Here is a 24,084-nt window from a genome sequence, read left to right as displayed (position 1 = left end):
TAGCATGACCTCGATCGACGCCCCCGCCACGCCATACACCTACACCCGCGGCGACGAATTGTTCGGCCGCGCACAGCAAGTCATCCCGGGCGGTGTTTACAGCCACCTCGGCCCGCTGGGCGGCTGCCACATTCCTCGAACGGCGTTCCCGCAGTTCGCGTCTCGTGCCGAGGGCACCCGTTTCTGGGATGTCGACGGCAACGAGTTCATCGACTACCTGTGCGGTTACGGGCCCAACGTGCTCGGCTACGGTGACCCCGAGGTGCGGGCCGCCGCCCGCGCCCAGGAGGCCCTCGCCGATGTCGTCACGACTCCCGCGCCGATCATGGTGGAGTTCGCCGAACTGCTGGTCGACACGGTGGCCAGCGCCGACTGGGCGTACTTCGCCAAGACCGGCGGCGACGTCACCACGCTGGCGGTGATGACGGCGCGGGCGGCGACCGGCCGGCGCCGGATCGTATTCTTCGAGGGGTACTACCACGGTGTGGCGCCCTGGACGCAGAAGCCGGGCGTGCCGGGTGTGCTGGACCAGGACGTCGCGGGCAATATCGAGGTGCCGTGGAACGACTTCGAGGCCCTGCGCGCGGTGTTCACCGAGCATCGCGGCGAGATCGCGGCGCTGATCGCCAACGGCTACAACGTCTCCGCGCTGTGCGGGCACGACAGTCTGCGCGACGCGGTGAGCAGCGTGTTCTACACGGGCAGCTACTGGATGAGCGCCGTGCCGTTCGCGGCGGGGATCACGACGCTGACCAAGCTGCGGCGGATCGACGGTCCCGCGCGATTCCGCGAACTCGGCACCCGGCTGACCAGCGGTCTGGTCGAGGTCGCCGCGGCCAGCGGGTACACGCTGGTCACCTCGGGCGAACCGGCGCTGTTCTATCTGCGTCTCGCGGACGACGATTCGCCGACGCTGCACCAGCGGTGGATCGCCGAATGCGTCCGCCGCGGCGCGTTCCTGGTCTCGCACCACAACCATTTCGTCAACGCGGCGCTCACCGAGACCGATATCGACCGCACCCTCGACATCGCCGATGACGCGTTCGCGGCGCTGCTGGACGCGGGTGCGTGATGAGGCGGGTGCGCGGCGAGATCGCCGCTGTCGCCGCCGCGTACGGCGTGCAGGGCATGCGCTACGCGGTGGCGGTGACGTCGCTGCCGGAGTTCAAGTCGCGGCTGGGCGTGGACGAGATGACGCTCTCGCTGATCGTGCTCGGCGCCTGCCTGACCGCGGCGCTGGGGTCGATGCTGGCCGACGCGGTAGCGGTGCGCCGGGGCAGCCGCAAAGCGCTGTGCGCGGGTCTGGTGGTGGAGGCGGTCGCGCTGCTGGGCGTGCTCACCGCCGGTGACCTGGCCGTGTTCGCGGCGGGTTTCGCGGTCTACGGCGTCGGGCTCGGCGCGGTGGACGCGGCGGCGAACATGCAGGGCGTGCTCGCGCAGCGGCGCGAAGGTGTGCCGCTGCTGGGCCGGATGTACGCCGCGTACACCGCGGCCGCCCGGGTGAATTCGTTCAACTACGGCGGCGCGGTCAGCCTCGGGATGGTGGCGTCGGGGCCGAGCCTCGGGTACGCCTTCGCCATCCCGGCGCTCATCCTCGTCGCGGCGGCGCCGGTCCTGCGGCGCGTGCGTGCCGATGCCGGGATCCGTACCGCGCCAGCGGTTCCCGAGACTGCTTGGTCACACCCTCTGTGGCCGACCCCGCCGTGGCACACTGGCCTCGACGGGGCGTTGGTGAATCCCGCTGTGGCGTCGGTCTTTCCGGACACAGTTGCCGCTACGGTGTGACCGCCCACCCGGTTACGCGGCGTGTCCGATGTGCTGGGCCGAGTCGCCGATCACCGCGCCTTCCGCGCCGGTCAAGGTCTGGATGAAGGCCAGTTGTTCGGCCCGGCCGCGCGCCGCGGCACGGGCGAACTCGCCGGGCACCACCCGCATCCAGACCGACCGCACCGCGTTCGGCGGTATCCGCAGCAGCGGATACCACGGCGGGGTGTAGGCGGGCAGGCCGAGCTGTTTCATCGCGGCGGGGCCCAGGAACATGGTGGCGATCGACAGGTGCTGGGACCGGGCGACGCGCCTGCGCAGCTCGGTGAGGTGGGGGTAGTGCCAGCCCAGCGGTTCGTCGAGCATCGGCATCGCCAGCTGGCGTGAGGTCTCGTCGGGGTTCGTGATGGCCGTCATCGTGTGGTACAGGATGCGGACGCTGTCGCGAAAACCGTTGGGCAGGAAGCGTTCTTCCACACCCATCACCCAGCCGACGTAGCGGGTGAAGTGCGCGACGGCGTCCAGGTCGCGCCGGGTCGGTAGGCGCCCGAGGCCCATGGCGCCGATCATCGGCGCGATGAGGGCGCCCACCAGAGTGGCGGCCATATCGGTCTGGTTGATCGGCAGTCCCCACTCCTCGCCCCGCCAGTCCGGCATGGCGGTGATGTGGCGGCGCACCATCGAGTGGATCATCCGCACGTGCAGCGTGGACCGATATCCCACGCCCTGCGCCAGCATCCCGCCCGGGGCGCTGACGTCCATCGCCCACTGCGTCGTCTCGGCGAACCGTTTCGCGGGACCCTTCTCCAGCGCCCCGGTGCGCAGCAGGGTCTTGTTGAAGCCCGAGGCCAGGTACCCGCCGAGGAACGACATGTCGCGGGCGACGTAGAGGCCGTCGCGGCCGCCGACCCCGAACACGAGTTCGGCGTGGCGGATCTTGTCCCAGTCCACCCAGTCCGGCGGCGTCTCGATGTGGTCCAAGAACTCGCGCAGCGGCGCGGGCGCGTCCGGCACCGCCGCGATCCCCTCGCGCAGCGCGCGCTCGAACAGCGGGCGGGTGGTCGCCATGCCCTCGCGGTACATCCAGTCGACCAGCTCGTCCATCGGCCGGTCGCCGAGGGTCAGCGCCTCGCCGAGCTCGCGGAACTGGTCGGGGGTCGGCTCGCGCAGCCCGAGGGCTCGCGCGAGCGGGGCCAGGGCGGGGCCCGCGACCGGCCGCGGTGCCGCCGGGTGCCGGGTGGGGACGGCCGTATCCACCGAATCCATGGGAGCTCTCCTTTGAGCGCGGGCGCCGCGCGGCGGCGTCCACCTGCCATCAGTTCTGGCAAGATTCTCTTCCAGAATTCGAATGTTGGCAAGGCTCTTTGCCAGATATGCGAAAAGTGCCTGCTCGCGGGGCACTGCCGGGTCAGGGCGTGGGTGGCTCGGTCGGCCGGACCCGGCGGATGGCGCGGTCGAAGGAGTTCCGGATGACCGGTGCGAACAGCGGGGCGAAGCGGGCGAGGGCGGCGGTGCGCAGATCGGGGTACACCTCGAAGCGGCGTTCCAGCACGGCGGCCAGGACGGCGTCGGCCACGCGGGCGGGCGGGATGGCGGGAATGGCGCCGTTGAGGGCGGTGGTCTCGGCCGGGCGGGTCGCCTTCTCCTCGGTCAGCATCGGTGTGTCGACGTCGGCGGGGTAGACGCAGGCGACGTGCACGCCGTGCGGGCGCAGCTCGAGGCGCAGCGCCTCGCAGAGGCCGCGCACTGCGAATTTGGCCGGGCCGTAGGCGGAATAGCCGTACACGCCGACGAGCGCGGCGGCCGACGCCACCGCGACCAGCGAGCCGCGCCCCCGGGCCACCATGCCGGGGGCGAGCGTGCGCAGCACGTGCAGCACGCCGAAGTAGTCCACCTCCATCATCCGGCGGAAGTCCTCGTCGGCGAGTTCCAGGAAACGCCCGGGTATCACCGCGCCGGCCGAGCAGACGGCGATGTCGACGGGTGCGTCGGTGGTGAGTTCGGCGATGGCCGCCCGCACCGCGTCCGCGTCGGACACGTCGGCCGAAGCCGTGCGCACCCGGATGCCGTTGGCGCGCAAGCGGTCCGCCGCGCCTTCGAGCCGTGCCGTGTCGCGGGCGATCAACGAGAGCGCCACGCCCTCGTGCCCGAGGCGTTCCGCGACGGCCAGCCCAATTCCGCTGGAGCCGCCGGTGATCAAGGCGTGCCGCCCGCGCAGATCGTTCATGGGATCACGGTAAGCGGCCCGCGCGAATTGTGAAACTGTGTTGTCTACCAACACTTTCCCCGTGCAAGTGCCCCTGATTTTGTGGGCACTCGCAGCGCTTCCGCGCCGGTTTTCGGAATCGTTCACAATTGTTGATCTTGCTGGTTGTCGGGAGAACAGTACCGCTGCGTACCGCGTCGCGCCGGACTAGCCTGGGGCTCGGGAGCGAACGGCGAGAACCTTTCCCTGACGCAGGAAAGCCGTTGTTCCGCAAGGAGTTTCACAACTCGTTTCTTTGTCCGTGGGCGCGCCCGCCCGCGGATCTTCATCCGACCGGCGGCGGGTTGTCGCGCGCGCCGGTGTCGTGGAGGAGCAGTCACGTGTCGAAGATCGCAATTGTCGGCATCGGGTGCCGGTACGCCGGCGGGATCGATTCTCCGGAATCGTTCTGGGAATTCGTGGTGGGCAAGAAGGACGGGGTGGTCGACATTCCGCCGCAGCGGTGGGATTGGCGGCGCTACTACGATTCCGACAAACGGGCCGCCGGACGGATGTACACCCGGCGCGGCGCGTTCCTCACCGCCGATCCGTGGCTGTTCGATCCGGACTTCTTCGGCATGTCGCCGCGCGAGGCCACCGGACTGGACCCGCAGCAGCGCCAGATCCTCGAAGTGGCCTGGGAGGCGCTGGACGACGCCGGGGTCGCGGGTCGTGTGTCGGGCGAACAGCTGGGCGTGTACGTGGGCGCGTTCACCGCCGACCACACCATCACCGCCGTGGCCGGTCCCGCGCTGGCCCACGTCGACATGCATACCGCCGCCAGCGCCTCCTACACCATGCTGTCCAACCGGATCGCGTACGCGCTCAACCTGATCGGGCCCGCGCTCACCGTGGACACGGCTTGCTCGTCGTCGCTGGTGGCCTTTCATCTGGCGTGCCGGGGCATCGCCGACGGCGACTGCCGGATGGCGCTGGCGGGCGGTGTGACGATGATGCTGCAACCCGAGACGTTCGTCATGATGTGCAAGGGCGGATTCCTCGCCGCCGACGGGCGCAGCAAATCCTTCGCGGCCGCCGCCGACGGGTACGGGCGCGGCGAGGGCGCGGGCATGGTGGTGCTGCGCAGGCTCGACGACGCGCTGCGCGACGGCGACCGGATCTACGCCGTCGTGGAGGCGACCGGCACCAATCAGGACGGCCGCACCACCGCGATCACGGTGCCCAACAGCGATTCCCAGGAGGATCTGGCGCGCACCGTGCTGGCGCGCTCGGGCATCGCCGCGCACCAGGTGTCCTATGTGGAGGCGCACGGCACCGGCACCCCGGTGGGTGATCCGCTGGAGTTGCGTGCCATCGGCCGCGTCTACGGCGCGGTGGCGGGGCGCGAGACGCCGCTCGGCGTCGGTTCGGTGAAAGCCACCCTCGGGCACACCGAGGCGGCTTCGGGTATCGCGAGCATCATCAAATCCGCACTGGCGGTGCATCATCGAACGCTGCCGCCGCAGGGCTGGTTCGACGAACCCAACCCCGACATCCCCTTCGACGATCTACGCCTGGCGGTGCAGCTCGAGGCGGAGCCGGTCGGGCCCGAGGTCGAGCGGATGGTGCTGGCGATCAACGGGTTCGGCTACGGCGGCACCAACGCACACGCCGTCATCGGCGAGCCGCCGCGTCGCGATGAGCACGAATCCCATTGGGAGCCGAAGCATTTCGGAGTGCTGCCGCTCTCGGCGCGCAGCGAGCCCGCCGTGCGCGCATTGGCCGCCGGCTACGCCGATCTGATCGCCGCGGGCACCGACCCGGCCCGGCTCGCCGAAGCGGCCTGGACCCGTCGCGCGCACCACCGCTTGCGTGCCGCGCTGCCTTTCGCGGACCCGGCCGGACTGCCGGACGCGCTGCGGGAGTTCGCGTCCGGGGAGGGCGCGGTGCGCCCGATTCCCGCGCGCTCGGCCGGTCTGGTCTTCGTCTTCTCCGGGATGGGCCCGCAGTGGTGGGCGATGGCGCGGGATCTGCTGGCGGCGGGCGGGGCGTTCGCCGCCGAGGCCGCCCGCATCGACGAGGTCTTCCGTGGCATCGCCGGGTGGTCGATTCTGGCGGAACTGCGCCGGCCCGAGGACGAGTCGCGCGTGACGGCGACGGAGGTCGCCCAGCCCGCCAACTTCCTCGTGCAGGTGGCGCTGGTGCGCGAACTCGCCGAACTCGGGGTGCGCCCCGAGGCCGTGGTGGGGCACAGCGTGGGCGAGGTGGCGGCGGCGTACGTGACGGGCATGCTGTCGCTGCGCGAGGCGTTGCTGGTCGCCCACCATCGCGCCCGGTTGCAGGCGAGCACCGCCGGATCGGGCGGGATGCTCGCGGTGGGCCTGCCGGCCGACCGGGTGCGTGAACTGCTCGACCCCGACGCTCGCATCGACGTCGCCGCGATCAACAGCCCGTCGGCCGCAACTCTCTCCGGCGATATCGGGCAATTGCAGGCGCTGGCCGAATCCCTCTCGGAACAAGGCATATTCGCGCGCATGCTGCGCGTCGAGGTGCCGTATCACAGCCGGGTCATGGACGGCATCCTCGACGAGCTGCGCACCGCGCTGGCGTCTCTCACGCCGCGGGAACCGGCGATCCCGCTGTACTCGACCGTCACCGGCGGGCAGGTGACCGAGGGCGGCTGGGACGCCGAATACTGGTGCGCGAACGTGCGGCAGCCGGTCCGCTTCGCCGACGCGATCGACGCGCTCGTGCGCGGCGGGCACCGGGTGTTCCTGGAAGTGGGCCCGCACCCGGTGCTTTCGGCCAACGTCCGCGAGATCCTGCTGACGGCGGGGGAGTCCGGGACGACCGTGGCGACCTTGGATCGCACCCAACCGGACGCGGAGAGCCTGCGCCGGACCCTGGCCGGTCTGTACGCGGCGGGCGCGCTCGACATCGGCGCGCTGTTCCCCTCTCCCGCACCGCATCTCCCGCTCCCGCGCTATCCGTGGCAGCAGCAGGCGCTGCGCGACGAACTCCCGCTGCTCACCCAGATGAAGCACGGCACGCCCGACGGGTACCGCATGCTCGGTGACCCGGATCTCGACGGCGGCTCCGAGTGGGAGCTGCGCCTGAGCGCCGAAACGCTACCCTGGCTGCCCGATCACGTCGTCGGCGGTGCGCGCTTGCTGCCCGGTGCGGCCTATCTGGAGGCGGCGCTGGCCGCGGCGGCCACCCGGACGTCGGCGGCGTCGGTCGCCGCCGAGGACGTCCGGTTCGTCGCACCCCTGGTCGCCGACCCCGCCGAAGCCCCGGTGCTGCGCACCCAGGTGGAGGAGTCGACGCGGCGGTTCACGATCCGTTCCCGCTCCGCCGCGGGCACGGTGTGGACCGTCCACGCCACCGGTCGTCTCGTGGAGGGCGCGTTCGAGTCGTTCGCCGTCGAGGTGCCCGCCGCCGACGGGCTGATCGAGGTCGATCCCGCCGAGTTCTACACCGGCCTCGCCGGGCGCGGGCTGGAGTACGGCCCGGCGTTCCGGCGGGTGCGCACGCTGCACGTGTCCCCGGAGGTGGCGGTCGCGACCGTCGACGCCGAAACAGATCCCGGCGCTGGCTATCTCGCCCACCCGTGCGTCACCGACGCGGCGTTCCAGACCGTGGCGCTGCTGGTCGGTTCGGCGGTGGGCCGGTTGCAGGGCACCGTGGTCCCGGTGGGAGTCGCCACGGTGCGCCGTTTCGGGCCCGTGTCGGGGCAGGTGCGGGTGGTCGCCCGCAGGCACGCCACCGACCCGCTCGCCGCCGACATCGGCGTGGTCGATGCCGAGGGGGCGCTGTGCCTGCACCTGGAGGGTGTCCGGTTCGGCTCGATCACACCGGGCCGCACCGCGCTGGACGGTCTGACGGATCTGTTCTACGAGGAGGTCTGGGACCTGCGCGACCCCCTGGACCCAGCCCAGCTGCCCGCCCCCGACGACAGTGCGACGCTGGTGGTGGCGCTCGGGAGCACGCCGCATCCGCGCGCGGGCCGCCTCGCGGGCGCGCTGCCGCACGCGTTCACGTTCGGGGTCGAGGCGAGCGACGACCTGGAAGCCGTTCTCGGGGAACGTCTTCGGACCGCCGCCGCAGCGGGCAGGCCGCGCCTGCACGTCTGCGTGGTGGCGGGCGCCGGCGACGACGTCGCGGCGCTGTGGACGCTGAAACGGATCGCCGTGACGATCGAGACCTTCCTCGACGCCGACCTGGCCGCGCGTGAGGCGACGATGCCCGGCCTGGGCGACGGCAGCGTCTACGTCACCGTGGTCACCGAGCGCGCGTTCGCCCACCCGGACGATGACGCCGAACCCGACTCGGGTCACGCCGCCCTGGCCGGGGCGCGCCGCGTCCTGCTGAGCGAGCAGTCCAGGCTGCGCTGGCGGCTGATCGACACCGATCCCGACACCACTCTCGCCGAGCTGACCGCCGAACTCACTGTGCCGGGCGCCTTCTCCCACGACAACGCCGACGAGATCATGCTGCGCAACGGTTTACGGTGGTCGCCCGTCGTGACGCGGACGCTGCCGCAGCGGCTGGCCGCGATGGACCGGGCCGAACCGCTCACCGATCCGGAGGCCAACTTCGCCCTGGAGGTGCCGCCCTCGCGGATCCTCTCGCAACTCGGGTGGCGGCGCTGCGCCCGGCCCGCGCCGGGTCCCGGGGAGGTCGAATTGCGGATGCAGGCGGTCGGCCTGAACTACAAGGACCCGCTCAAGGTCATCGGGCTGCTCGGCGAAAGAGAGTTGAGCCCCACCTATTTCGGGACCAGCCCCGGTATGGAGGGCGTCGGCGTCATCACGCGTGTGGGCCCGGGGGTGACCGGACTGCGCGAGGGCGATCTGGTCGGCACGGCGGCGCGGGGCATGCTCACCCGCTACCACCTCTCGCCCGCCGACCTGATCCTCGCGGTGCCCTGGACCACCGCGACGCCCGCGCCCGTAGGGTCCCGCGCCGCGTCCGGCGACGCTCGGAATCGGGAGACCGCCGACCGCAACGGTTCCGTACCGACCGGCGTCCCCGAAGCGACACCGATCAGCGCGCCCGTGGGCGTGGCGGATCTGTCCCTCGAGCCCGGAACCTGCACCAGCACAACCGCTTTCGCCACCGCCGAGTACGCGCTGCTGACCCTGGCGCGCGTCCGGCCCGGGGAGACGGTGCTCGTGCATGGCGCGGCGGGCGGGGTGGGATCGGCCGCGATCCAGGTCGCGAAAGCGGCGGGCGCGACGGTGATCGGCACCGCGAGCACCGTCGAACGCCGCGCCTACGCCCGCGACCAGGGCGCCGACCACACGCTGGCCTCGCGCTCGCTGAATTTCGCCGACGACGTGCTCGGGCTCACCGGCGGTCGCGGCGCGGACGTCATCCTGAGCACCGCGCCCGGCGAGGCCCTGCGCCGCAATTTCAAGGCCGCGGCCGAGTTCGGGCGCATCGTGGAGATCGGCAAGGCCGACATCTACCTCGGCGGCACCCTCGATATGGCGGCGTTCGACAAGAACGTCACCTACTTCTCCATCGACCTCGACCGGATGATGGCGCACCGGCCCGGGGAGGTGATCGCCCTGGTGCGCGGGGTCTACGAGAAGATCGGGGCGCGCGAGTACCGGCCCCTGCCGTTCGACGTATTCCCGGCCGGCGAGGTGGCGCGCGCGTTCGACGAGGTGCTGCGTTCCGAACGCAGAGGCCGGGTCGCGGTGGGCCTCACCGACGACGCGCCCCCGGTGCGCCCGGCCTGGCACGAGGTGCGGATCCACGCCGACGCGCGCTACCTGATCACCGGCGGCTTCGGCGGTTTCGGGCTGGCCACCGGCCGCTGGCTCGCCGACAAGGGCGCCCGGCACCTGGTCCTGGCCGGGCGCGGCGGCGCCACCACCGAGATCGCGCGCAGGCAGCTGGCGGCGTGGCGGGCGCTGGGCATCGAGGTCACCGAGGAACTGGTCGACGTCACCGACGCCGGCGCGGTCGCGGAGATGGTGCGCCGCAACCATTCCGAGCGGCATCCGTTGCGCGGGGTGTTCCACACGGCCGGTGCGGTGGCCGACCGGCGCGTCGCCGACTTGGACCTCGACGCGCTGGAGCGCGTGTACCGGCCGAAGGTCGAGGGTGCCCGCGCCTTGCACGCCGCCGTCACCGGCGCGGGGATCTCGCTCGATCAGTTCGTGCTCTACTCCTCCGGCGGGTCGATGTTCGGCATCTTCGGCCAGTACAACTACAACGCCGCGAACGCCGCGATCCAGGCGTTCGCGGAGGCGCTGCACCGCCGGGGCCACCGCGTGACCTGCATCGGCTGGGGCCACATGGCGGGCACCGGCGGCGGGATGGCCGCCGACGAGGCCGTCGAGAAGTACTTGCGCGCCGCGGGATTCGATCCCATCGATATGGACGACGGACCCGCCTACCTGGAGCAGGCGTTGCGGCTGGGCGTCACGCAGGCGGCGATCATCCCGATCGACTGGTCGCGCCTGGACAGCGCGGTCGCCCACCTGCGGCACCTCTCGCGCACCGCCGGCCAGGTCGCGGCGGCCGCCGAGGAGAACTCCGCCGGCGAGCGGTTGCGTGCCGCGCTGGCGGAACTCGACGAGGCCAAACGCGGTGAGGTGGTGGCGAATATGCTCGCCGAGCAATTGGCCGAGGTGATGGGCGTGTCCGCGGACTCCATCGACCTCACCGTCCCGGTCACCGAACTCGGCCTGGACTCCCTGATGGGCGTGGAGTTCGGCGCGCGGGCCAGTAAAGCCCTCGGCGTACAGCTCATCTCGCTGCAATTGGGTCGCAGTTTCGACCTGCGGCAAGCGGGCGCGCGCATCGCCGAGGCCATCGTGGCCGGACAGGGGACGCAGTCGTGAGCGGTGATGCCCGAGAGATCGCGCGGCGGCTGCTCGACGGGGTCGGCGGGGGCGGTCCGGCGGCCGCGGCACCACCACCCCCGCCCGCGCCGCCGCCCCCGCCCCGGCGCGGCCCCGGACGGCAGTTCGCCGATCACCCCGAGGTGGTCACCGCGACGGCGCGCCGCGCGGCGGTGCGGTCGATGGCCGAGCTGACCGAGATGGGCAACCCGCTGTTCCTGCCGCGCACGGGACCCAACGGCCCGGTGATCGAGACCGCGGCCGGGACGCTGACGAATTTCTCCAGCTACAACTACCTCGGCCTGGCCCATGATCCGCGTGTCGTGCGCGCCGCGCGGGACGCCGTCGAGCGATACGGCGCGTCGGCCTCGGCCAGCCGGATCATCTCCGGCGAGATCGACCTGTACCAGCGGCTGGAACAGCGGCTGGCGCGGCTCTACGACGTGGGCGGCGCGATGATCACCACCAGCGGCTACCTCACCAACGCCGGCGTGATCGGGTTCCTGCTCGGCGAGCGCGATGTGGCGGTGTGCGACGCGCTCGTCCACGCCAGCGTGGTGTCGGGCACGCGGTGGGCCGGCGCGCGGCGGATCACGTTCCGCCACAACGATCCCGGCTCGCTGCGCTCGGTGCTGCGGATGTCGCGCGCACGATTCGACCGGGCCCTGGTCGTGATCGAGGGCCACTACAGCATGGACGGCGACATCGGCCGCGTCGGTGAGATCGCCGCGGTGGCACGGGAATACGACTGCGCGGTGATGGTCGACGAGGCCCATTCGCTCGGGGTGCTCGGCGCGCGCGGGCACGGCGTGCGCGAGCATTTCGGGCTGCCCGGCGACGCGGTGGACATCTGGATGGGCACCCTGTCCAAGGCGTTGGGCAGCACCGGCGGATTCGTCGCGGGCGACGCCGATCTCATCGATGCCCTGCGTGAGATGGCGCCCGGTGTCGCCCAGCTCACCGGCGGCCCCGCACCCGCGGCGGCGGCCGCGGCGCTCGCCGCGCTCGACGTCTTGGACGCCGAACCGGGACGGCTGCAACGGCTATGGGACAACGCGCGCCTGTTCACGGTGGCGGTGCGGGCGCGCGGGCTCGATCTCGGCATGTCCGAAGGTACGCCGATCTGCCCGGTGCTCGTCCCCGGCGACGCCCAGGTCGGATTCGCCTCCGCGCTGCTGCTGCAAGGCGGCATCTACGCGGGCCCGGTTGCCGCGCCCGCCGTGGCCGCCGGGGAGGAACGGCTGCGCTTCTTCCTCACCAGCGAACACACCGAAGACCAGCTGACCACCGCCGCCGACCGGGTCGCCGACGCCGTCGCGACCGCCACCACCCTGTCCGACCTGGCCGGCGACTGGACCACCCCGAGGGAGACATGACCGATACATCTGTACTCGCCACCCGTTCCGAGACCGCCCGCTATCTGCACCGGGCCGCCGGGCGACTGGCGGGCAAGCCGTTCCCCGCCCGGTTGCGCGCCTGGGACGGCAGCGAAGCGGGGGAGGGCGGCCCGCTGATCACGCTGCACAATCCGCACGCGCTGCGCCGCATGCTGTGGCGACCGGACGATCTGGGCGTGGCCCGCGCCTACATCGACGGCGATCTCGGGATCGAGGGCGCGGCCGACGACTTCATGGTGGCCGTCATCGAGGCCGGCGACGCGGCGCTGTGGGACCTGCTCACCGGTCGCGTGGTGCCCACCCTCACCCGGGGGATCGCCGCGCTGCGCCTGCTGGGCTGGGCCGCCCGTCGCCGGGCCCTCGGCACGCCACCACCCCGTCCGGAGTCCGAGGCGCCCTGGCGCGGCGGGGCCGACCACTACGAGATGAGCAACGAGTTCTATCGCCTGGTGATCGGTGAATCCATGGTCTACTCCACGGCGCTGTGGCCCGATCCGGAGCAGCCCGGCGACCTCGACGCCGCCCAGCGGGACAAGCTGGAGTTGATCTGCCGGGAGCTGCGGTTGCGGCCGGGGTCGCGGTTGCTCGACATCGGCTCGGGCTGGGGCGCGCTCGCCGTGCACGCCGCCCAGCACCACGGCGCGCGCGTCCTGGGCGTCACGCTGGCCGCCGAACAGGTCTCCTACGCCACCGAACTCGCCGAACGCGCGGGCGTGGCGGATCGGGTCGAGTTCCGGCAGTGCGATTTCCGCGATGTGCGCGACGGGCCGTTCGACGCGATCTCCAGCATCGAGGTGTCGCTGCACCTGAATGCCCGTGCGCTGCGCGGCTTCTCGCGGCGGTTGCACGATCTGCTGGCGCCGGGCGGGCGCGTGTTCAGCCAGGACGTCACCACCACCCGGCGCGGCAAACTGCTCGAGAACATCTCGGGGTTCCTCACCGCCTATGTCTTTCCCGAGGTCCACATCCCGACCGTTCCGGCGTTGCGCCGCAGCCTGACCCGCGCCGGGCTGCGCATCGAGAGCTACTGCGATCTCACCGAGCACTTCATCGCGACCGACCGCACCTGGCTGCACAATATCGAAACCCATTGGGACGCGATCGTCGCCGAGATCGGGCTGCCGCGCGCCCGCGCCGAACGCCTGTTCGCGGCGACCTCGGTGGCGAGTATGCGGACCGGGCTCAATCAGGCGTCCTACACCATCGCCCGCCGCCCCGGCGGTGGCGCATGACCCTGCTGATCTTCCTGGCCGCCGTGGTCGCCGAGGTCACCGCGACGGTGTCGCTGAAGCTGTCCGACGGGTTCAGCAAGCTGTGGCCCACCCTGCTGGTCGGTGCGGGCTATCTCACCGCCTTCGGTCTGCTCGCGCTGCTGTTGCAGCGCGGGCTGGAGGTCGGTGTGGTCTACGCGGCGTGGTCGGCGGTCGGGTTGGCCGCCGTCGCCGCCATCGGCGTGCTCTTTCTCGGCGAATCACTCAGCCCGGCCAAGGTATTCGGCCTGACCCTGATCGTCGTCGGCGTGGTCACCCTGCAATTGGCGGGCGTGCACTGATCTCTGGTGAGGTGTCACCGTTTCCGGCGGCGCAGCGCGAATCCCGCCGCGACGGCGAGCACGACCACTAGTCCGGCGCCCGCGCCCAGCAGGACGATCTCGGGGAACCTGCCCGTGTTGTCCGTGGCCGAGGGCCGGGGGCGCGCGGTGGGGCCCGCGGTATCGGAATCCGTTCCGGCGTGGCCGGATTCGTAGGTGGGCGGCGCGCCGCCGGTGTCGGTGACGGCGAGGTCGATCCGGACGGGGAGGGCGCCGCAGTCGCCCGCGTCGCTGTTGACCCGGACCATGAGGTAGTGCGGGCCCGGCAGGGCCTGGACGCGTACCGACGGCCGCTGGTGTTCGCGGTTGAGGTAGGTCACGGGCACGGTGGCGAGCGCCTTGCCGTCACCGGGCAGCGCGCGCGCCTGGCTCCCGTCGTGACCGGTTGTCGCACTGTCGATCTGGGCACGCAGCGGTGAGTACAGCTCGGTGCCGATATTGGTGTGGAAGCGGTCGCCGGGACGGGTGCACGCCCCGAACTCCACCCGGTACGACAGCCCCTGTCCCCATCCCAGATCGACCCGGTAGAAGACGTATTCGCCCGGACGCACGGCATCGGTGTACACGCCGGAGCCGTCCAGTTCGGCGGCGACGGTGAACGATCCGCCGCCCACCACCGGCCGGGCGGGCCCGGACTGCTCGACGTGGCCGACCGGCTCCGCTCGCGCGGGCGGTCCGGCGTCGGTGGCGGGCGCTTCGACGCGGACCAGCAGTTCCAGCGGCACCCGCGCGGCGCCGGAGCCGCCGGATTCCCAGTCGACCGAGACGGCGTAGCGCCCCCCACCCTGGCAGACGTCGGGATCGTCCGCGCCGACCCGATACACCAGGGCTGCGGTGACGACCCGCCCGGTCGACGCGACATCGGTGTTGCGCTCGGTGCGGCATTCCGTGCCGTCGACGCCGTGGATCCGCACCAGCAGTGCGTTCGCCCCCGGCTCCCGCTCGTCACGCTGCCCGAACGCCGCGGTGCCCGTGAGGTAGGCGATACCGCCTTCCGGCACGTCGACCGTCCAGAACTGGCGTTCCCCGCGAATCAGGTTCGCCAGGTACTGGCCGGTGCCGAGTGCGGGCGCGTCCCGGACGTCCGGCGTTCCGCGGGTCGGCACGCCGACCGGTTCGTAGGTGCGCAACGCCGTCTCGGTGACCCGCGGCAGGATCTGTTCCAGCGCCGCCCCGGTTCCGGCGTCGGTGTAACTGCCGCCGGTGGCGTGCGCCAGGCAGATCAACTGGTCGCGCGCGGCGTCGTCGACGTCGAATCCGATGGCGTGCACGATGATCGACGCGCCGTCGGTCCGGAGGTCGCGCGCCACGTCGCACGGGTCCGGGGGCGCGCAGGTGTCGATGCCGTCGGAGACGAGCACGATCGAGCGGGGCCCGTCGGACGGCAGCCCGTCGGCCGCGTGCCGCAAGGCGGTGCCGATGGGTGTATAGCCACGGGGAACGACGCCGTCCACCGCTCGGTTCAGCCCCGCGCGGTCGAGCCTGCCGACGGGATGCGGTGTGGTGACGTCGCGGCATCCGGCCTCGCGCTCGGCCTCCGAGGACCCGGTGCCGGTCCCATACACCGAGAGCCCCACCTCCGCCGTCTCGGGGGCCGCCTCGACGAACTGACGCACGGCCCGTTTCGCGGCGTCGATCTTGGTCCCGCCGCCGGGGTCGGCGGCGAGCATCGAGCCCGACGCGTCCAGCACCAGCATCGTCGGCGCGTAGCCGCCGTCACCGGGCCGGGCGGAGGCCGCACCCGCCGGCACCGCCAGCGCCAGCAGCGCCGCGCACACCGCACCGAGAATTCGATTCATTTCTCCCCCAGGGAGTTTCACCGCCGACGATCGCGTCAAGAAAAGGCGACCGGTGCGGAATCGGCAAGCCCCGAGTATGCGGGGCAACGGTGTTGCCCGGCGCGTGCTCGCGCCGGTGCGGTCACCGCGACGCCGCCGTCACAAGAATGCCGAGGAATTGTTTGTGACGCGGCGTAGTCCTCGGCCGCGGGGCGTATTCCTCGCGGATTTCGATTGTACTGTTCGATTGTTCGGCGAATCCGGTTCGCCGCGTCGCCGATGTCTGATTCGCGAGGGCGCGACGGTTGTGAGGAATGGATGACATCTCGATCCGAGGCGTTGGAAGACAGTGTCGCCGAGAAGGATTCGCGGCCGGCTTTCGCGTGGCGCGAGGTGTCGATCGTCGCGGGCGCCGCGGGATTGTTGTTCCTGCTGCGGCTCGATCGCTATCGGATCGGTGGCGACGAACTGTATTTCGTCGCGGCGGGGCAGCGGCCGGACGTGAGTTACGCCGATCAGGGGCCCGTCGTGCCGTTGCTGGCGGCTTTGGCCGACCACCTCGCGCCGGGGTCGACGGTGGCGCTGCGGCTGCCCGCCGTGGTCTGCACGGTGGTCGCCATCGTCCTCAGCGCCGTGCTGGCGCGGGAGTTCGGGGGCGGGCGGTGGCCGCAGACGCTGGCGGCGCTGGCCTACGCGACCACGCCGATGGCGGTCATGCAGTCGGCCATGCTGAGCACCTTCGCCCTGGACATCACGCTGACCGCGCTGGTGGCCTGGCTGCTGATCCGCTGGGTGCGGGTGCGCGACGACCGGTTGCTGCTGGCGGCCGGACTGGTCGCGGCCCTCGATTTCCAGGTGAAGTGGTTGATCCCGATCGTGTGGGCGGGGTTGGCGGTGGGGGTGCTGCTCTTCGGCCCGCGAGAAATGCTGCGCCGGCCCGCATGGTGGGCGGCGTCGGTCGTCTTCGCGCTCTCGGCCGTGCCGATTCTGTGGTGGCAGCACAAGAACGGCTGGCCGCAATTGGCGATGGGCGGGATAGTCCGGGACGAGCAAATGGCCACCGCCTCGCTGGTCGCGATGCCGTGGACGATGATTCAGGTCACCGGCGCGCTGGGATTGCTGCTGCTCGCCGGAATCTGGGCGGGGCTGGTCTCGGAACGGTTCCGCCCCTACCGATTCCTGATTCCGATGATCGCCCTCGGACTACTCGGCGTGGTGCTCGGCGGTTTGCGCCCGTATTTCGTGGCCGGTGCGTTTCCGGGATTGTTCGCGGCGGGCGCGGTGTATGTGGCGCAGCGGAAATGGGACCGGCGAGCGCTGGTCGCCGGTAGCTCGCTCGTCGCGGTGGCGACCGCGATCTGCGTGGGGTTGGTCGTCGCGCTGCCGCTGCCGGAATCCCAGCTGCGGCAACCCACCGACCGGTACTCCCAGATCGACGCGCGCAGCAAGTTCTTCGGCCCCAGCGGGTGGGAGAGCCTGGTCGCGGGCGTTGCGGAGGCCCATCGCCGAGCGCCCGCGAACGGTGAGACCGTGATCGTCACGCAAAACTATTGGCAGGCAGCCGCACTCGACCACTTCGGCCCCGCCTACGGACTGCCCGCCGTCTACAGCCCGAACCGCGGATACGGATTCTTCGGCCCACCCCCGGACACCGCGACCACCGTGCTCTACGTGGGCGTGGACGACCCCGGAACCGCCCTGCCCCTCGACTTCACCGAAACCACGCGTCTGTCCGGTATCGACGAACCCCTCGGCTTCCCGGGCGTGAATCGCGATGTGACCGTGTGGCTTTGCCGCGATCCGGCAGTGTCGTGGTCGCAAGGTTGGCCCGAGATGCGCACACTGGTTCTCGTGGACGGCACGGAGCGCTAGCGGCGCAGTAGAACCGGCTGCGGATACCGGACGAAGCGCCACCCGAGTCCGCTTGCGTGTCGGCGAAGCCGCCCGCCTCCGTCGCCGGTCGAAGTCACCGAACTCGCGGATTTCCCTGAGCGACCGCCGACATCACCCGCTCGGCATGGAGCCCTTCACTCCGCCAGTGCCGCCTCCAGCATCGGCCAGGAATTGTGTAGGTCCCGCTCCCAGTAACCCCAGGAGTGCGTGCCGCTGGGGCGGAAGTCGAAGGTGGCGGGAATGTCCAACTCGCGCAGCCGGTCCCGCAGTTGGGCGGTGCACAGGTTGGCGACCGCGTCGAGCACGCCGCCGATCACGAGCTGATCGGCGAGCTTCACCGGATTGCGCTCGATGTCCGGTCCGTCGAGCGTGTCGAGCGGGCCGGGCCTGCCGTTGCCGGTGGCGACGTAGATCGCGGTGCCGCGCAGTTCGGCGGCGCGCAGGTAGGGATCGTTGGCGGCCCACAGCGCGTCGGTGGGCGGTCCCCACATATTGAGCGGATTGCCTTGCCGCCCCACGACGATCGCGTCCACCAGCGCCTGCCCGCTCGGATCGCTGGTGCGCACGCACCCGCTGTAGGAGGCCACGGCCCGGAACCGGTGCGGCGCTTCGATCGCCAGTTGGAACACCGCGGCCGCGGCCATCGACAACCCGGCCACGGCGTTGGCGCCGGTGGTGGTGAACGCGGTGTCGATGACGGGTGGCAGCTCCTCGGTGAGGAAGGTGGTCCACCGGTGCCGCCCCAAGCGCGGATCGTCGGCGCGCCAATCGGTGTAGAAACTCGCGCCGCCCCCGACGGGCATCACCACGTTCACGTGCTTGTCGGCGAAGAACGTCTCGGCGTCGGTCTTGGTGAGCCAATTGCTGCCCTCACCCCAGATCTCGGTGTCCGACCCGCCGTCGACGCCGTTGAGCAGATACAGCGTGGGCGCGGGCCTCGTGCTGTCGGCGGCGGGCAGCACGATGATCGGCACGGCACGGCCCATGGCCGCCGAGTGGACCCTCAACTCGAGCACGCGTCCCGGCCCGGCCGTGGCCGTCTCCAGACGCGAGCCGTTCGCCGCGGGTTTCGCGGCCGCCATCGCCCGAAGCGGCGCGTCCCCCGGCACACCGGGATCAGCCGGGGCCTGGCCGTACGCACAGCACAGCACCGCGGTGACCGCCACCGCGCCCCGCGCCACACCTCGCCGCCCGCGAATGCCCACCGCACCACCACCTCACGATCAGGGAAAAGTGGGGTCAGGCTACGACCGGCCGCCGCCGCGCCGGGACGGGTTGCCCGAGGTTTGGGCACATCGCCAAACCGGCGTGGGCGGGCTTGGTTCCGGACATAACAGCCGCGCGCCCCGCCGCGGCGCGCGCGGACTCCGGTCGATCGGGTTACGAATCCCCGCATCGTTTGGTCGAATTGGAAGACCCGCCGGTTCTGTATCGCCGACCCGCTCGAATCCGTCGGAGGCGCGGCGGGTACCGGGCGGCGGGGTTGCGCCGAGAGGGAGGGGTACGCCACCATCAGTACTTTTATGATAACCATTGTCATTAAGCTGCGGGAAGTGCCGGGCCCGGATGTCCCGGCGCACGGCGGCACCGGCCGTCGCACGGCAGGGATGCGGCGGGCGCGCGGTTGACGGGACGCTGAACGGGGAAATGTTGGAGAAGGGTTTGTTCCTGAGGCCGCTCGTGAGTGGGCTGCTGCGGGAGGTGCTCGACGCGCCGGACCTGGTGTCCGGACTGGTCGAGGCGTTGGGATCGCCGGTGAACATCGTGGTACCGCAACAGATGACCGAGAACGCGGCGGCGTTCCGGGCGGTGTACCGCGCGCATCATCTCAGCGGCGGTGTGTATTTCGCGCACAAGGCGAATCGGTCGAGCGCGCTGCTGCGCCAGCTCGCCGCGGGTGACACCGGCGTCGACGTGGCCTCGCTCGGCGAGTTGCAGCACGCGCTGTCCTGCGGTTTCGCCGGGGACCGGATCATGGCGACCGGGCCGAAGGACATCGATTTCCTGTGGCTCGCGGCGCGGGTCGGCGCGATCGTGAACGCCGACTCGCGCGAGGAGCTGGTGGCACTCGCGGAGCTCGTCGAGCGGCACGGGTTGGCGCCGGTGCGAGTGATGATGCGGCTGGCCGCTTTCGACTCGCCCGGGGTGAAGGTGCTGAGCAGGCCCAGCCGATTCGGCGTGCATCAGCGCGAATTGCCCGGCGTGCTGGACCTTCTCGACGGCCACCGCGACGCTCTGACGTTACTGGGCGTCGCCTATCACCTGGACACCAACGGCTTGGACGAGAAGGTGCTCGCGCTGGAGGGGTGTCTACTCGCCATGCGCGAGGCTCTCACGCGCGGATTCGCGCCCACGGCGATTGATATCGGCGGCGGCTTCGGCGTGAACTACCTGGCCGACCGCGGCGAATGGGAGCGCTACACAACCGAACTCACGCACTCGGTACTCGGCCGGCGCCCGGCCATGACGTGGCACAACCACGGTTACGGGCTGCGCGCCGAGGCGGGCACGCTGCGCGGGGCGCTCGGCGTCTATCCCGCCCACCGGCGCCTCGCGGGCCCGAAGTACCTGGGGGAACTGCTGACTCGCACGGCGCCCTCGCTGGGCAGGCCGCTGGCCACCCTGCTGCTGGAGAACCTCTACGACCTGCACGTCGAACCCGGCCGGGCGCTGGTGGACCAGTGCGGTCTCACCCTGGCCCGGGTGGCGGAGGTGCGCACCACCCACGACGGTGACGTCCTGGTGCGGCTGGCCGCCAACTCCCGCGACATCAGCACCGAGGACCATGCCGTGCTGATGGATCCGGTCCTGCTCGGCACGCGCCCGCCCGACGCCGAGCCCTCGGAGGTCTACTTCTCCGGAAACCTGTGTCTCGAAGACGATTTGATCACCCGCCGGAAGGTGACGCTGCCGCGGCCGCCCGTCCCCGGCGACGTGCTGGCGTTCGTCAACACGGCGGGCTACTTCATGGATTTCGCGGCGGACCACGCGCTGATGCAGCCCATCGCCCCCAAGGTCGCGGTCTACCGCGACGCGGGCGTGTGGAAATGGTGTCTCGATGAACAGTATTGGCCCGTGAAAGGTGATCGCGCATGAAGTACGACAGCATCCTCGACGTCATCGGGGATACGCCGCTGGTCCGGATCGATCCGGCCGTGCACGGGCTGCACCACATCGACCTGTACGCGAAGCTGGAGATGCTCAACCCGTTCGGTTCGGTGAAGGACCGCCCGGCCTGGAACATGGCGCGCGACGGACTGGCCGGTGCGGTGGAGCGCGGTGATTCGATCGTGGAGCTCTCCAGCGGCAACACCGCCAAGGCGCTGGCGGTGATCGCGGCCATGCACGGGCTGCCGTTCAAGAGCGTCACCAACCGCATGAAGGTGCCCGAGATCAAGGATCTGCTCCTGCTGCTCGGCGCGGAGATCGAGGAACTGCCCGGCCAGACCGAATGCCTCGACCCCACCGACACCGAGGATCCGCTGACCCGCATGTACCGGAAGCTCACCGAGGACGGCGGCGGCCACCTGCACACCGACCAGTACTTCAATCCGCGCAATCCCGAAGCGCACCGGTCGAGTACGGCGCCGGAGATCATCAAGGATCTCGACGGCCAGGGCCCGGACATCTTCCTCGCGTGCGTCGGCACCGCGGGTTCGTCCACCGGCGTCGCGACCGTGTTGCGCGAACACAATCCAGCGGTGTCGGTGGTCGGCCTGGTCGCGGACAAGTCGGATTTCATTCCCGGCATCCGCAATATCGACGAGGTCAACGAGGTCGGCCTGTTCGATCCGGAGAACTACGACACGATCGAGGCCGTTACCGCGCAGCAGGCCATCGACGGGATGCTCACGCTCAACCGCCGCTGCGGCATCCTCGGCGGACCCACCTCGGGCGCCGCGTACTTCGGCGCGGTGCGCCACCTCGCCGAGATCGACGCCACGCTCACCGAACGCCGCACCGCCGTGTTCATCGTGTGCGACCGCGTGGAGAGCTACATGAGCTACGTCCGCAGGCTGCGGCCGGAACTGCTCGAGCAGCCGCCCCGCCCCGATTCGGTGGACACGGTGACCGACGCCGAGGTCGCGGCGGTCGTGTCGATGGACGTGGCCGACGCGCGGCTCTGGCTCGCGGCGGAGCGGCCGCTGGTGGTGGACCTGCGCGGCGCGTTCGCGTATTCGGCGCTGCACATCGAACATTCGATCAATATCGTGGACGAGCTGTTCGACGAGCTGATCCGCGGCGGGCTGCCGTTCGGGGCGGGCAAGCCGGTGCTGCTGGTGTGCCCGGTCGGCGAGAAGTCCGCGCGCTACGCGGCGCTGCTGAGCAGGATGGGGCACCGCGACGTGCGCAGCCTGCGCGGCGGTGTGGTGGCCTGGCGCGACGCCGGCGCGCCGCTGGTGCGGGACTGAGCCATGTCGACCTCGACCGATACCTCCGTGCTGGACCGGCTCGCGCCATGGCAGGCGCGGTTGCGCGCGGAATTCCCCATCCTGCACCGTGATCCGGGCCTGGCCTACCTGGACAGCGCCGCCACCGCGCAGAAACCCGCGGCGGTACTCGAGGCCGTCACCGAATACCTCACCACGACCAATGCCAACGTGGGTCGCGGTTCCTACCCGTGGGCGACCGGGACCGCCGCCCGGGTTGAGGCGGCGCGCGAGCGCGTGCGGAAGGCCCTGGGCGACAACGGCACCGACTCGTCGGTGGAGTTCGTCGGCGGAACCAGTCACGGGTTGCGCGCCGTCGCGCAGGACTGGCTCGCCGATCTGCTCGCCGACGGCGACGAGATCATCGTCCCGTTCGGCGACCACGAGGCCAACCTGCGCCCCTGGCTGGACCTGCGCGACGAGCTGGCGCGGCGCGGGGTGCGGGTGACGGTGGTGCCGATGCCGGTGGACCCGGCGTCGGGCGACTACGACCACCGCGCCCTGCCCGCGGTGGTGACGCCGCGCACGCGGTTCGTCGCGGTCACCCACGTGCACCACGTGTTCGGCGCGGACATGAACGTGCACCGGGTGCGCGAGGCGGTGGGCCCGGACGTGCCGATCTGCCTGGACGCCGCGCAGAGCGTCGGGCACGGGCCGGTGTCGGTGGCCGAACTGGACGTCGATTTCGTGGTGTTCTCCGGGCACAAGATGATGGCGCTGCCCGGCGTCGGGGCGGTGTGGGCGCGCAACCGGCGCGGGCCACGTTTCGCCTTGCGCGGTTGGGAAGGCACGCCCAACACGGCCGGAATCATCAGTGTGGCAGCGGCTTTCGACTGGCTGGAGGGCGCCGGGCTGGAGCGCGTGCGGGAGTGGAACGCCGCGCTGTGCGTGCGGCTCACCGACGGGCTCAGCCGATTGGCGGGTGTGCGGGTGCTGGGTTGTCAGCACAGCCTCACCGCGGATTCGGCGGCGCAGCGCCGGGAGAGCATCGTGACCTTCCAGCACGCCCGGGTGCGCTCCGACGACCTGGGTTTCGTGCTGGCCGACGAAGGGATCATGGTGCGCGCCGACAATCACTGCCAGGCCGGGCGCGCCGCCGGGGACGCGGCCGTGCGGGTCAGCGTGCATGTCTACAACACCCCCGAGGAGATCGACCGGCTCCTCGCGGTGGTGGGTCGTTGTGAAGGGATGACGAGTTGAGCCAGACCTGGCCACCTCAGCGGGGCGTGCGCCCCAGGTAGGCGGTGCGGGCGGTGAGCAGGCCGAGGTCGGCGCGGTGGCCGAGCCAGTGGGCGCCGGTGGGGTCGAGCAGGAGTTCCCAAGTCGCGCGGTCGTTCTCGTCGAGGAACGGTGTCGCGCGGGCGACGCGGGCCGCGAGTTCCTCGATCACGACGGTGCGCACCTGGTCGGACACCGGTGCCGGGAGGTCGAGCAGTTCGGTGACGCTGGTGACCTCGACCAACCCGGCCGCGCGCAGTACCTCGGTCCAGCCCCGGCGCTGGCGTCGCGCGCCCGTCCGTCCCGCGAACCACTGGGTGGACCAGCGGTTGTGCGCCTCGTCCAGGCGGATCTCCAGTCCGGGCAGGCCGACGCCCGCGTCCCACGGCAGGCAGCGGGTGGGCAGTCCGCCCTCGGCCACGCAGAGGGTGCCGCCCGGCCGCAGCGCCGACGCCAGCGCCCGTACCGACGCCTCCCAGTCCAGGGTGTGGTGCAGGCACGCCGACGACCAGATCGCGTCGACGGGCTCGGGCAGCGGCGGCGCGCCCTCCTCGAGGTCGTGCGCGACCGGGAGCACCCGCTCGGCGACACCGGCCTCCCGCGCCGCCGCCATCGTGGCGTCGAGCATGGCCGGGTCCAGATCCACCGCGTACACCCGGCCGCGCGGGCCGACCGCCGCCGCCATCGCCACCGTCGCGGACCCGGCTCCGGGGCCCACGTCGACCGCGATGTCGCCGTCCGAGATCCGCAGCGGCGCGAGCAGCCGACGGGTCACGTCGAGGAACACGGCCTCCGCGGCGGCGGGGTTGCGGGTGGAGGTCCCGACCCCTGGGCGGACCGTCCGCTGGTTCGTGGTGGTCATGCCGGCGATCATAATGAACATCATTTCCATCTACCGGAGGTGGGTCGGCGTGCCGCGGACGTATCGCCCCGCGCCGTGAAGATTTTCTTAAGGATTTCGATCCGATCCC

Annotated in this window: 15 protein-coding genes; 10 read left to right on the top strand and 5 right to left on the bottom strand. The window is 71.3% G+C overall.

Going from position 1 to position 24,084, the window contains the following annotated elements:
• Positions 1-4 precede the first annotated feature (4 nt).
• Both OHB21_RS33555 and OHB21_RS33550 read left to right on the top strand, forming a co-directional pair.
• A complete protein-coding gene (locus tag OHB21_RS33555) occupies positions 5-1,072 on the top strand; it encodes an aminotransferase class III-fold pyridoxal phosphate-dependent enzyme (RefSeq protein ID WP_195125602.1) in 1,068 nt (355 codons plus the stop codon).
• A complete protein-coding gene (locus tag OHB21_RS33550) occupies positions 1,072-1,785 on the top strand; it encodes an MFS transporter (protein WP_195125603.1) in 714 nt (237 codons plus the stop codon). Before OHB21_RS33555 ends, OHB21_RS33550 begins: the two co-directional genes overlap by 1 nt.
• A 12-nt stretch (positions 1,786-1,797) precedes the next feature.
• On the opposite strand, the gene OHB21_RS33545 is transcribed toward OHB21_RS33550, so the two are convergent.
• Positions 1,798-3,030, bottom strand: a complete 1,233-nt coding sequence (locus OHB21_RS33545; RefSeq protein ID WP_228790876.1) for an oxygenase MpaB family protein — start codon at positions 3,028-3,030, stop codon at positions 1,798-1,800.
• A 142-nt stretch (positions 3,031-3,172) separates the two neighbouring features.
• Positions 3,173-3,991, bottom strand: a complete 819-nt coding sequence (locus OHB21_RS33540) for an SDR family oxidoreductase (RefSeq protein WP_067504256.1) — start codon at positions 3,989-3,991, stop codon at positions 3,173-3,175.
• A gap of 359 nt (positions 3,992-4,350) precedes the next feature.
• On the opposite strand from OHB21_RS33540, the gene OHB21_RS33535 reads away from it, so the two are divergent.
• From OHB21_RS33535 to OHB21_RS33520, 4 genes are read left to right on the top strand one after another with little or no spacing between them, the layout of a single operon-like run.
• Positions 4,351-10,806, top strand: coding sequence for a type I polyketide synthase (locus tag OHB21_RS33535; protein WP_324195179.1), 6,456 nt, complete (start codon positions 4,351-4,353; stop codon positions 10,804-10,806).
• A complete protein-coding gene (locus OHB21_RS33530) occupies positions 10,803-12,182 on the top strand; it encodes an aminotransferase class I/II-fold pyridoxal phosphate-dependent enzyme (protein WP_195125604.1) in 1,380 nt (459 codons plus the stop codon). Before OHB21_RS33535 ends, OHB21_RS33530 begins: the two co-directional genes overlap by 4 nt.
• Positions 12,179-13,435: an SAM-dependent methyltransferase gene (locus OHB21_RS33525; RefSeq protein ID WP_195125605.1), complete on the top strand. Its 1,257-nt coding sequence runs from the start codon at positions 12,179-12,181 to the stop codon at positions 13,433-13,435. Before OHB21_RS33530 ends, OHB21_RS33525 begins: the two co-directional genes overlap by 4 nt.
• Positions 13,432-13,755 carry a DMT family transporter gene (locus tag OHB21_RS33520; RefSeq protein ID WP_067504248.1) on the top strand — a complete coding sequence of 108 codons (324 nt, stop codon included), beginning with the start codon at positions 13,432-13,434 and terminating at the stop codon, positions 13,753-13,755. Before OHB21_RS33525 ends, OHB21_RS33520 begins: the two co-directional genes overlap by 4 nt.
• Positions 13,756-13,769: 14 nt before the next feature.
• Here the strand turns inward: OHB21_RS33520 and OHB21_RS33515 are convergent, their stop codons facing one another.
• On the bottom strand, positions 13,770-15,593 hold the full coding sequence (locus tag OHB21_RS33515; RefSeq protein ID WP_195125606.1) for a vWA domain-containing protein: 1,824 nt from the start codon (positions 15,591-15,593) through the stop codon (positions 13,770-13,772).
• 297 nt (positions 15,594-15,890) lie between these two features.
• Here OHB21_RS33515 and OHB21_RS33510 point away from each other — a divergent pair, with 297 nt between their 5' ends.
• Positions 15,891-17,444 carry an ArnT family glycosyltransferase gene (locus tag OHB21_RS33510; protein ID WP_195142208.1) on the top strand — a complete coding sequence of 518 codons (1,554 nt, stop codon included), beginning with the start codon at positions 15,891-15,893 and terminating at the stop codon, positions 17,442-17,444.
• Between the two features lie 155 nt (positions 17,445-17,599).
• Here the strand turns inward: OHB21_RS33510 and OHB21_RS33505 are convergent, their stop codons facing one another.
• The gene (locus OHB21_RS33505; protein ID WP_067504321.1) at positions 17,600-18,664 is read right to left on the bottom strand and encodes an alpha/beta hydrolase; all 1,065 of its coding nucleotides are present in this window, start codon (positions 18,662-18,664) and stop codon (positions 17,600-17,602) included.
• Positions 18,665-19,145: 481 nt separating this feature from the next.
• Here OHB21_RS33505 and OHB21_RS33500 point away from each other — a divergent pair, with 481 nt between their 5' ends.
• Genes OHB21_RS33500 through OHB21_RS33490 form a run of 3 tightly spaced genes read left to right on the top strand, consistent with a single transcriptional unit; the run spans position 19,146 to position 23,095 of the window.
• On the top strand, positions 19,146-20,561 hold the full coding sequence (locus OHB21_RS33500; protein ID WP_324192086.1) for a Y4yA family PLP-dependent enzyme: 1,416 nt from the start codon (positions 19,146-19,148) through the stop codon (positions 20,559-20,561).
• Positions 20,558-21,877: a pyridoxal-phosphate dependent enzyme gene (locus OHB21_RS33495; RefSeq protein ID WP_195125609.1), complete on the top strand. Its 1,320-nt coding sequence runs from the start codon at positions 20,558-20,560 to the stop codon at positions 21,875-21,877. Before OHB21_RS33500 ends, OHB21_RS33495 begins: the two co-directional genes overlap by 4 nt.
• Before the next feature lie 3 nt (positions 21,878-21,880).
• Positions 21,881-23,095 (top strand): aminotransferase class V-fold PLP-dependent enzyme, encoded by a 1,215-nt coding sequence (locus tag OHB21_RS33490; protein ID WP_195125610.1) that lies wholly within the window; start codon positions 21,881-21,883, stop codon positions 23,093-23,095.
• A 16-nt stretch (positions 23,096-23,111) separates the two neighbouring features.
• On the opposite strand, the gene OHB21_RS33485 is transcribed toward OHB21_RS33490, so the two are convergent.
• On the bottom strand, positions 23,112-23,975 hold the full coding sequence (locus OHB21_RS33485; protein ID WP_170160687.1) for a class I SAM-dependent methyltransferase: 864 nt from the start codon (positions 23,973-23,975) through the stop codon (positions 23,112-23,114).
• Positions 23,976-24,084 lie beyond the last annotated feature (109 nt).

The organism is Nocardia puris, assembly GCF_036051655.1.
Taxonomy (GTDB): domain Bacteria; phylum Actinomycetota; class Actinomycetes; order Mycobacteriales; family Mycobacteriaceae; genus Nocardia; species Nocardia puris.
The sequence above is the reverse complement of the archived record's forward strand: the minus strand, read 5'-3'. Positions and strand labels throughout refer to the sequence as shown.

Coding starts and splice junctions, on each gene's coding strand:
- OHB21_RS33555 (WP_195125602.1), top strand. CDS start 5: ATGACCTCGATCGACGCCCCCGCCACGCCATACACCTACACCCGCGGC.
- OHB21_RS33550 (WP_195125603.1), top strand. CDS start 1,072: ATGAGGCGGGTGCGCGGCGAGATCGCCGCTGTCGCCGCCGCGTACGGC.
- OHB21_RS33545 (WP_228790876.1), bottom strand. CDS start 3,030: ATGGATTCGGTGGATACGGCCGTCCCCACCCGGCACCCGGCGGCACCG.
- OHB21_RS33540 (WP_067504256.1), bottom strand. CDS start 3,991: ATGAACGATCTGCGCGGGCGGCACGCCTTGATCACCGGCGGCTCCAGC.
- OHB21_RS33525 (WP_195125605.1), top strand. CDS start 12,179: ATGACCGATACATCTGTACTCGCCACCCGTTCCGAGACCGCCCGCTAT.
- OHB21_RS33520 (WP_067504248.1), top strand. CDS start 13,432: ATGACCCTGCTGATCTTCCTGGCCGCCGTGGTCGCCGAGGTCACCGCG.
- OHB21_RS33515 (WP_195125606.1), bottom strand. CDS start 15,593: ATGAATCGAATTCTCGGTGCGGTGTGCGCGGCGCTGCTGGCGCTGGCG.
- OHB21_RS33510 (WP_195142208.1), top strand. CDS start 15,891: ATGACATCTCGATCCGAGGCGTTGGAAGACAGTGTCGCCGAGAAGGAT.
- OHB21_RS33495 (WP_195125609.1), top strand. CDS start 20,558: ATGAAGTACGACAGCATCCTCGACGTCATCGGGGATACGCCGCTGGTC.
- OHB21_RS33490 (WP_195125610.1), top strand. CDS start 21,881: ATGTCGACCTCGACCGATACCTCCGTGCTGGACCGGCTCGCGCCATGG.
- OHB21_RS33485 (WP_170160687.1), bottom strand. CDS start 23,975: ATGACCACCACGAACCAGCGGACGGTCCGCCCAGGGGTCGGGACCTCC.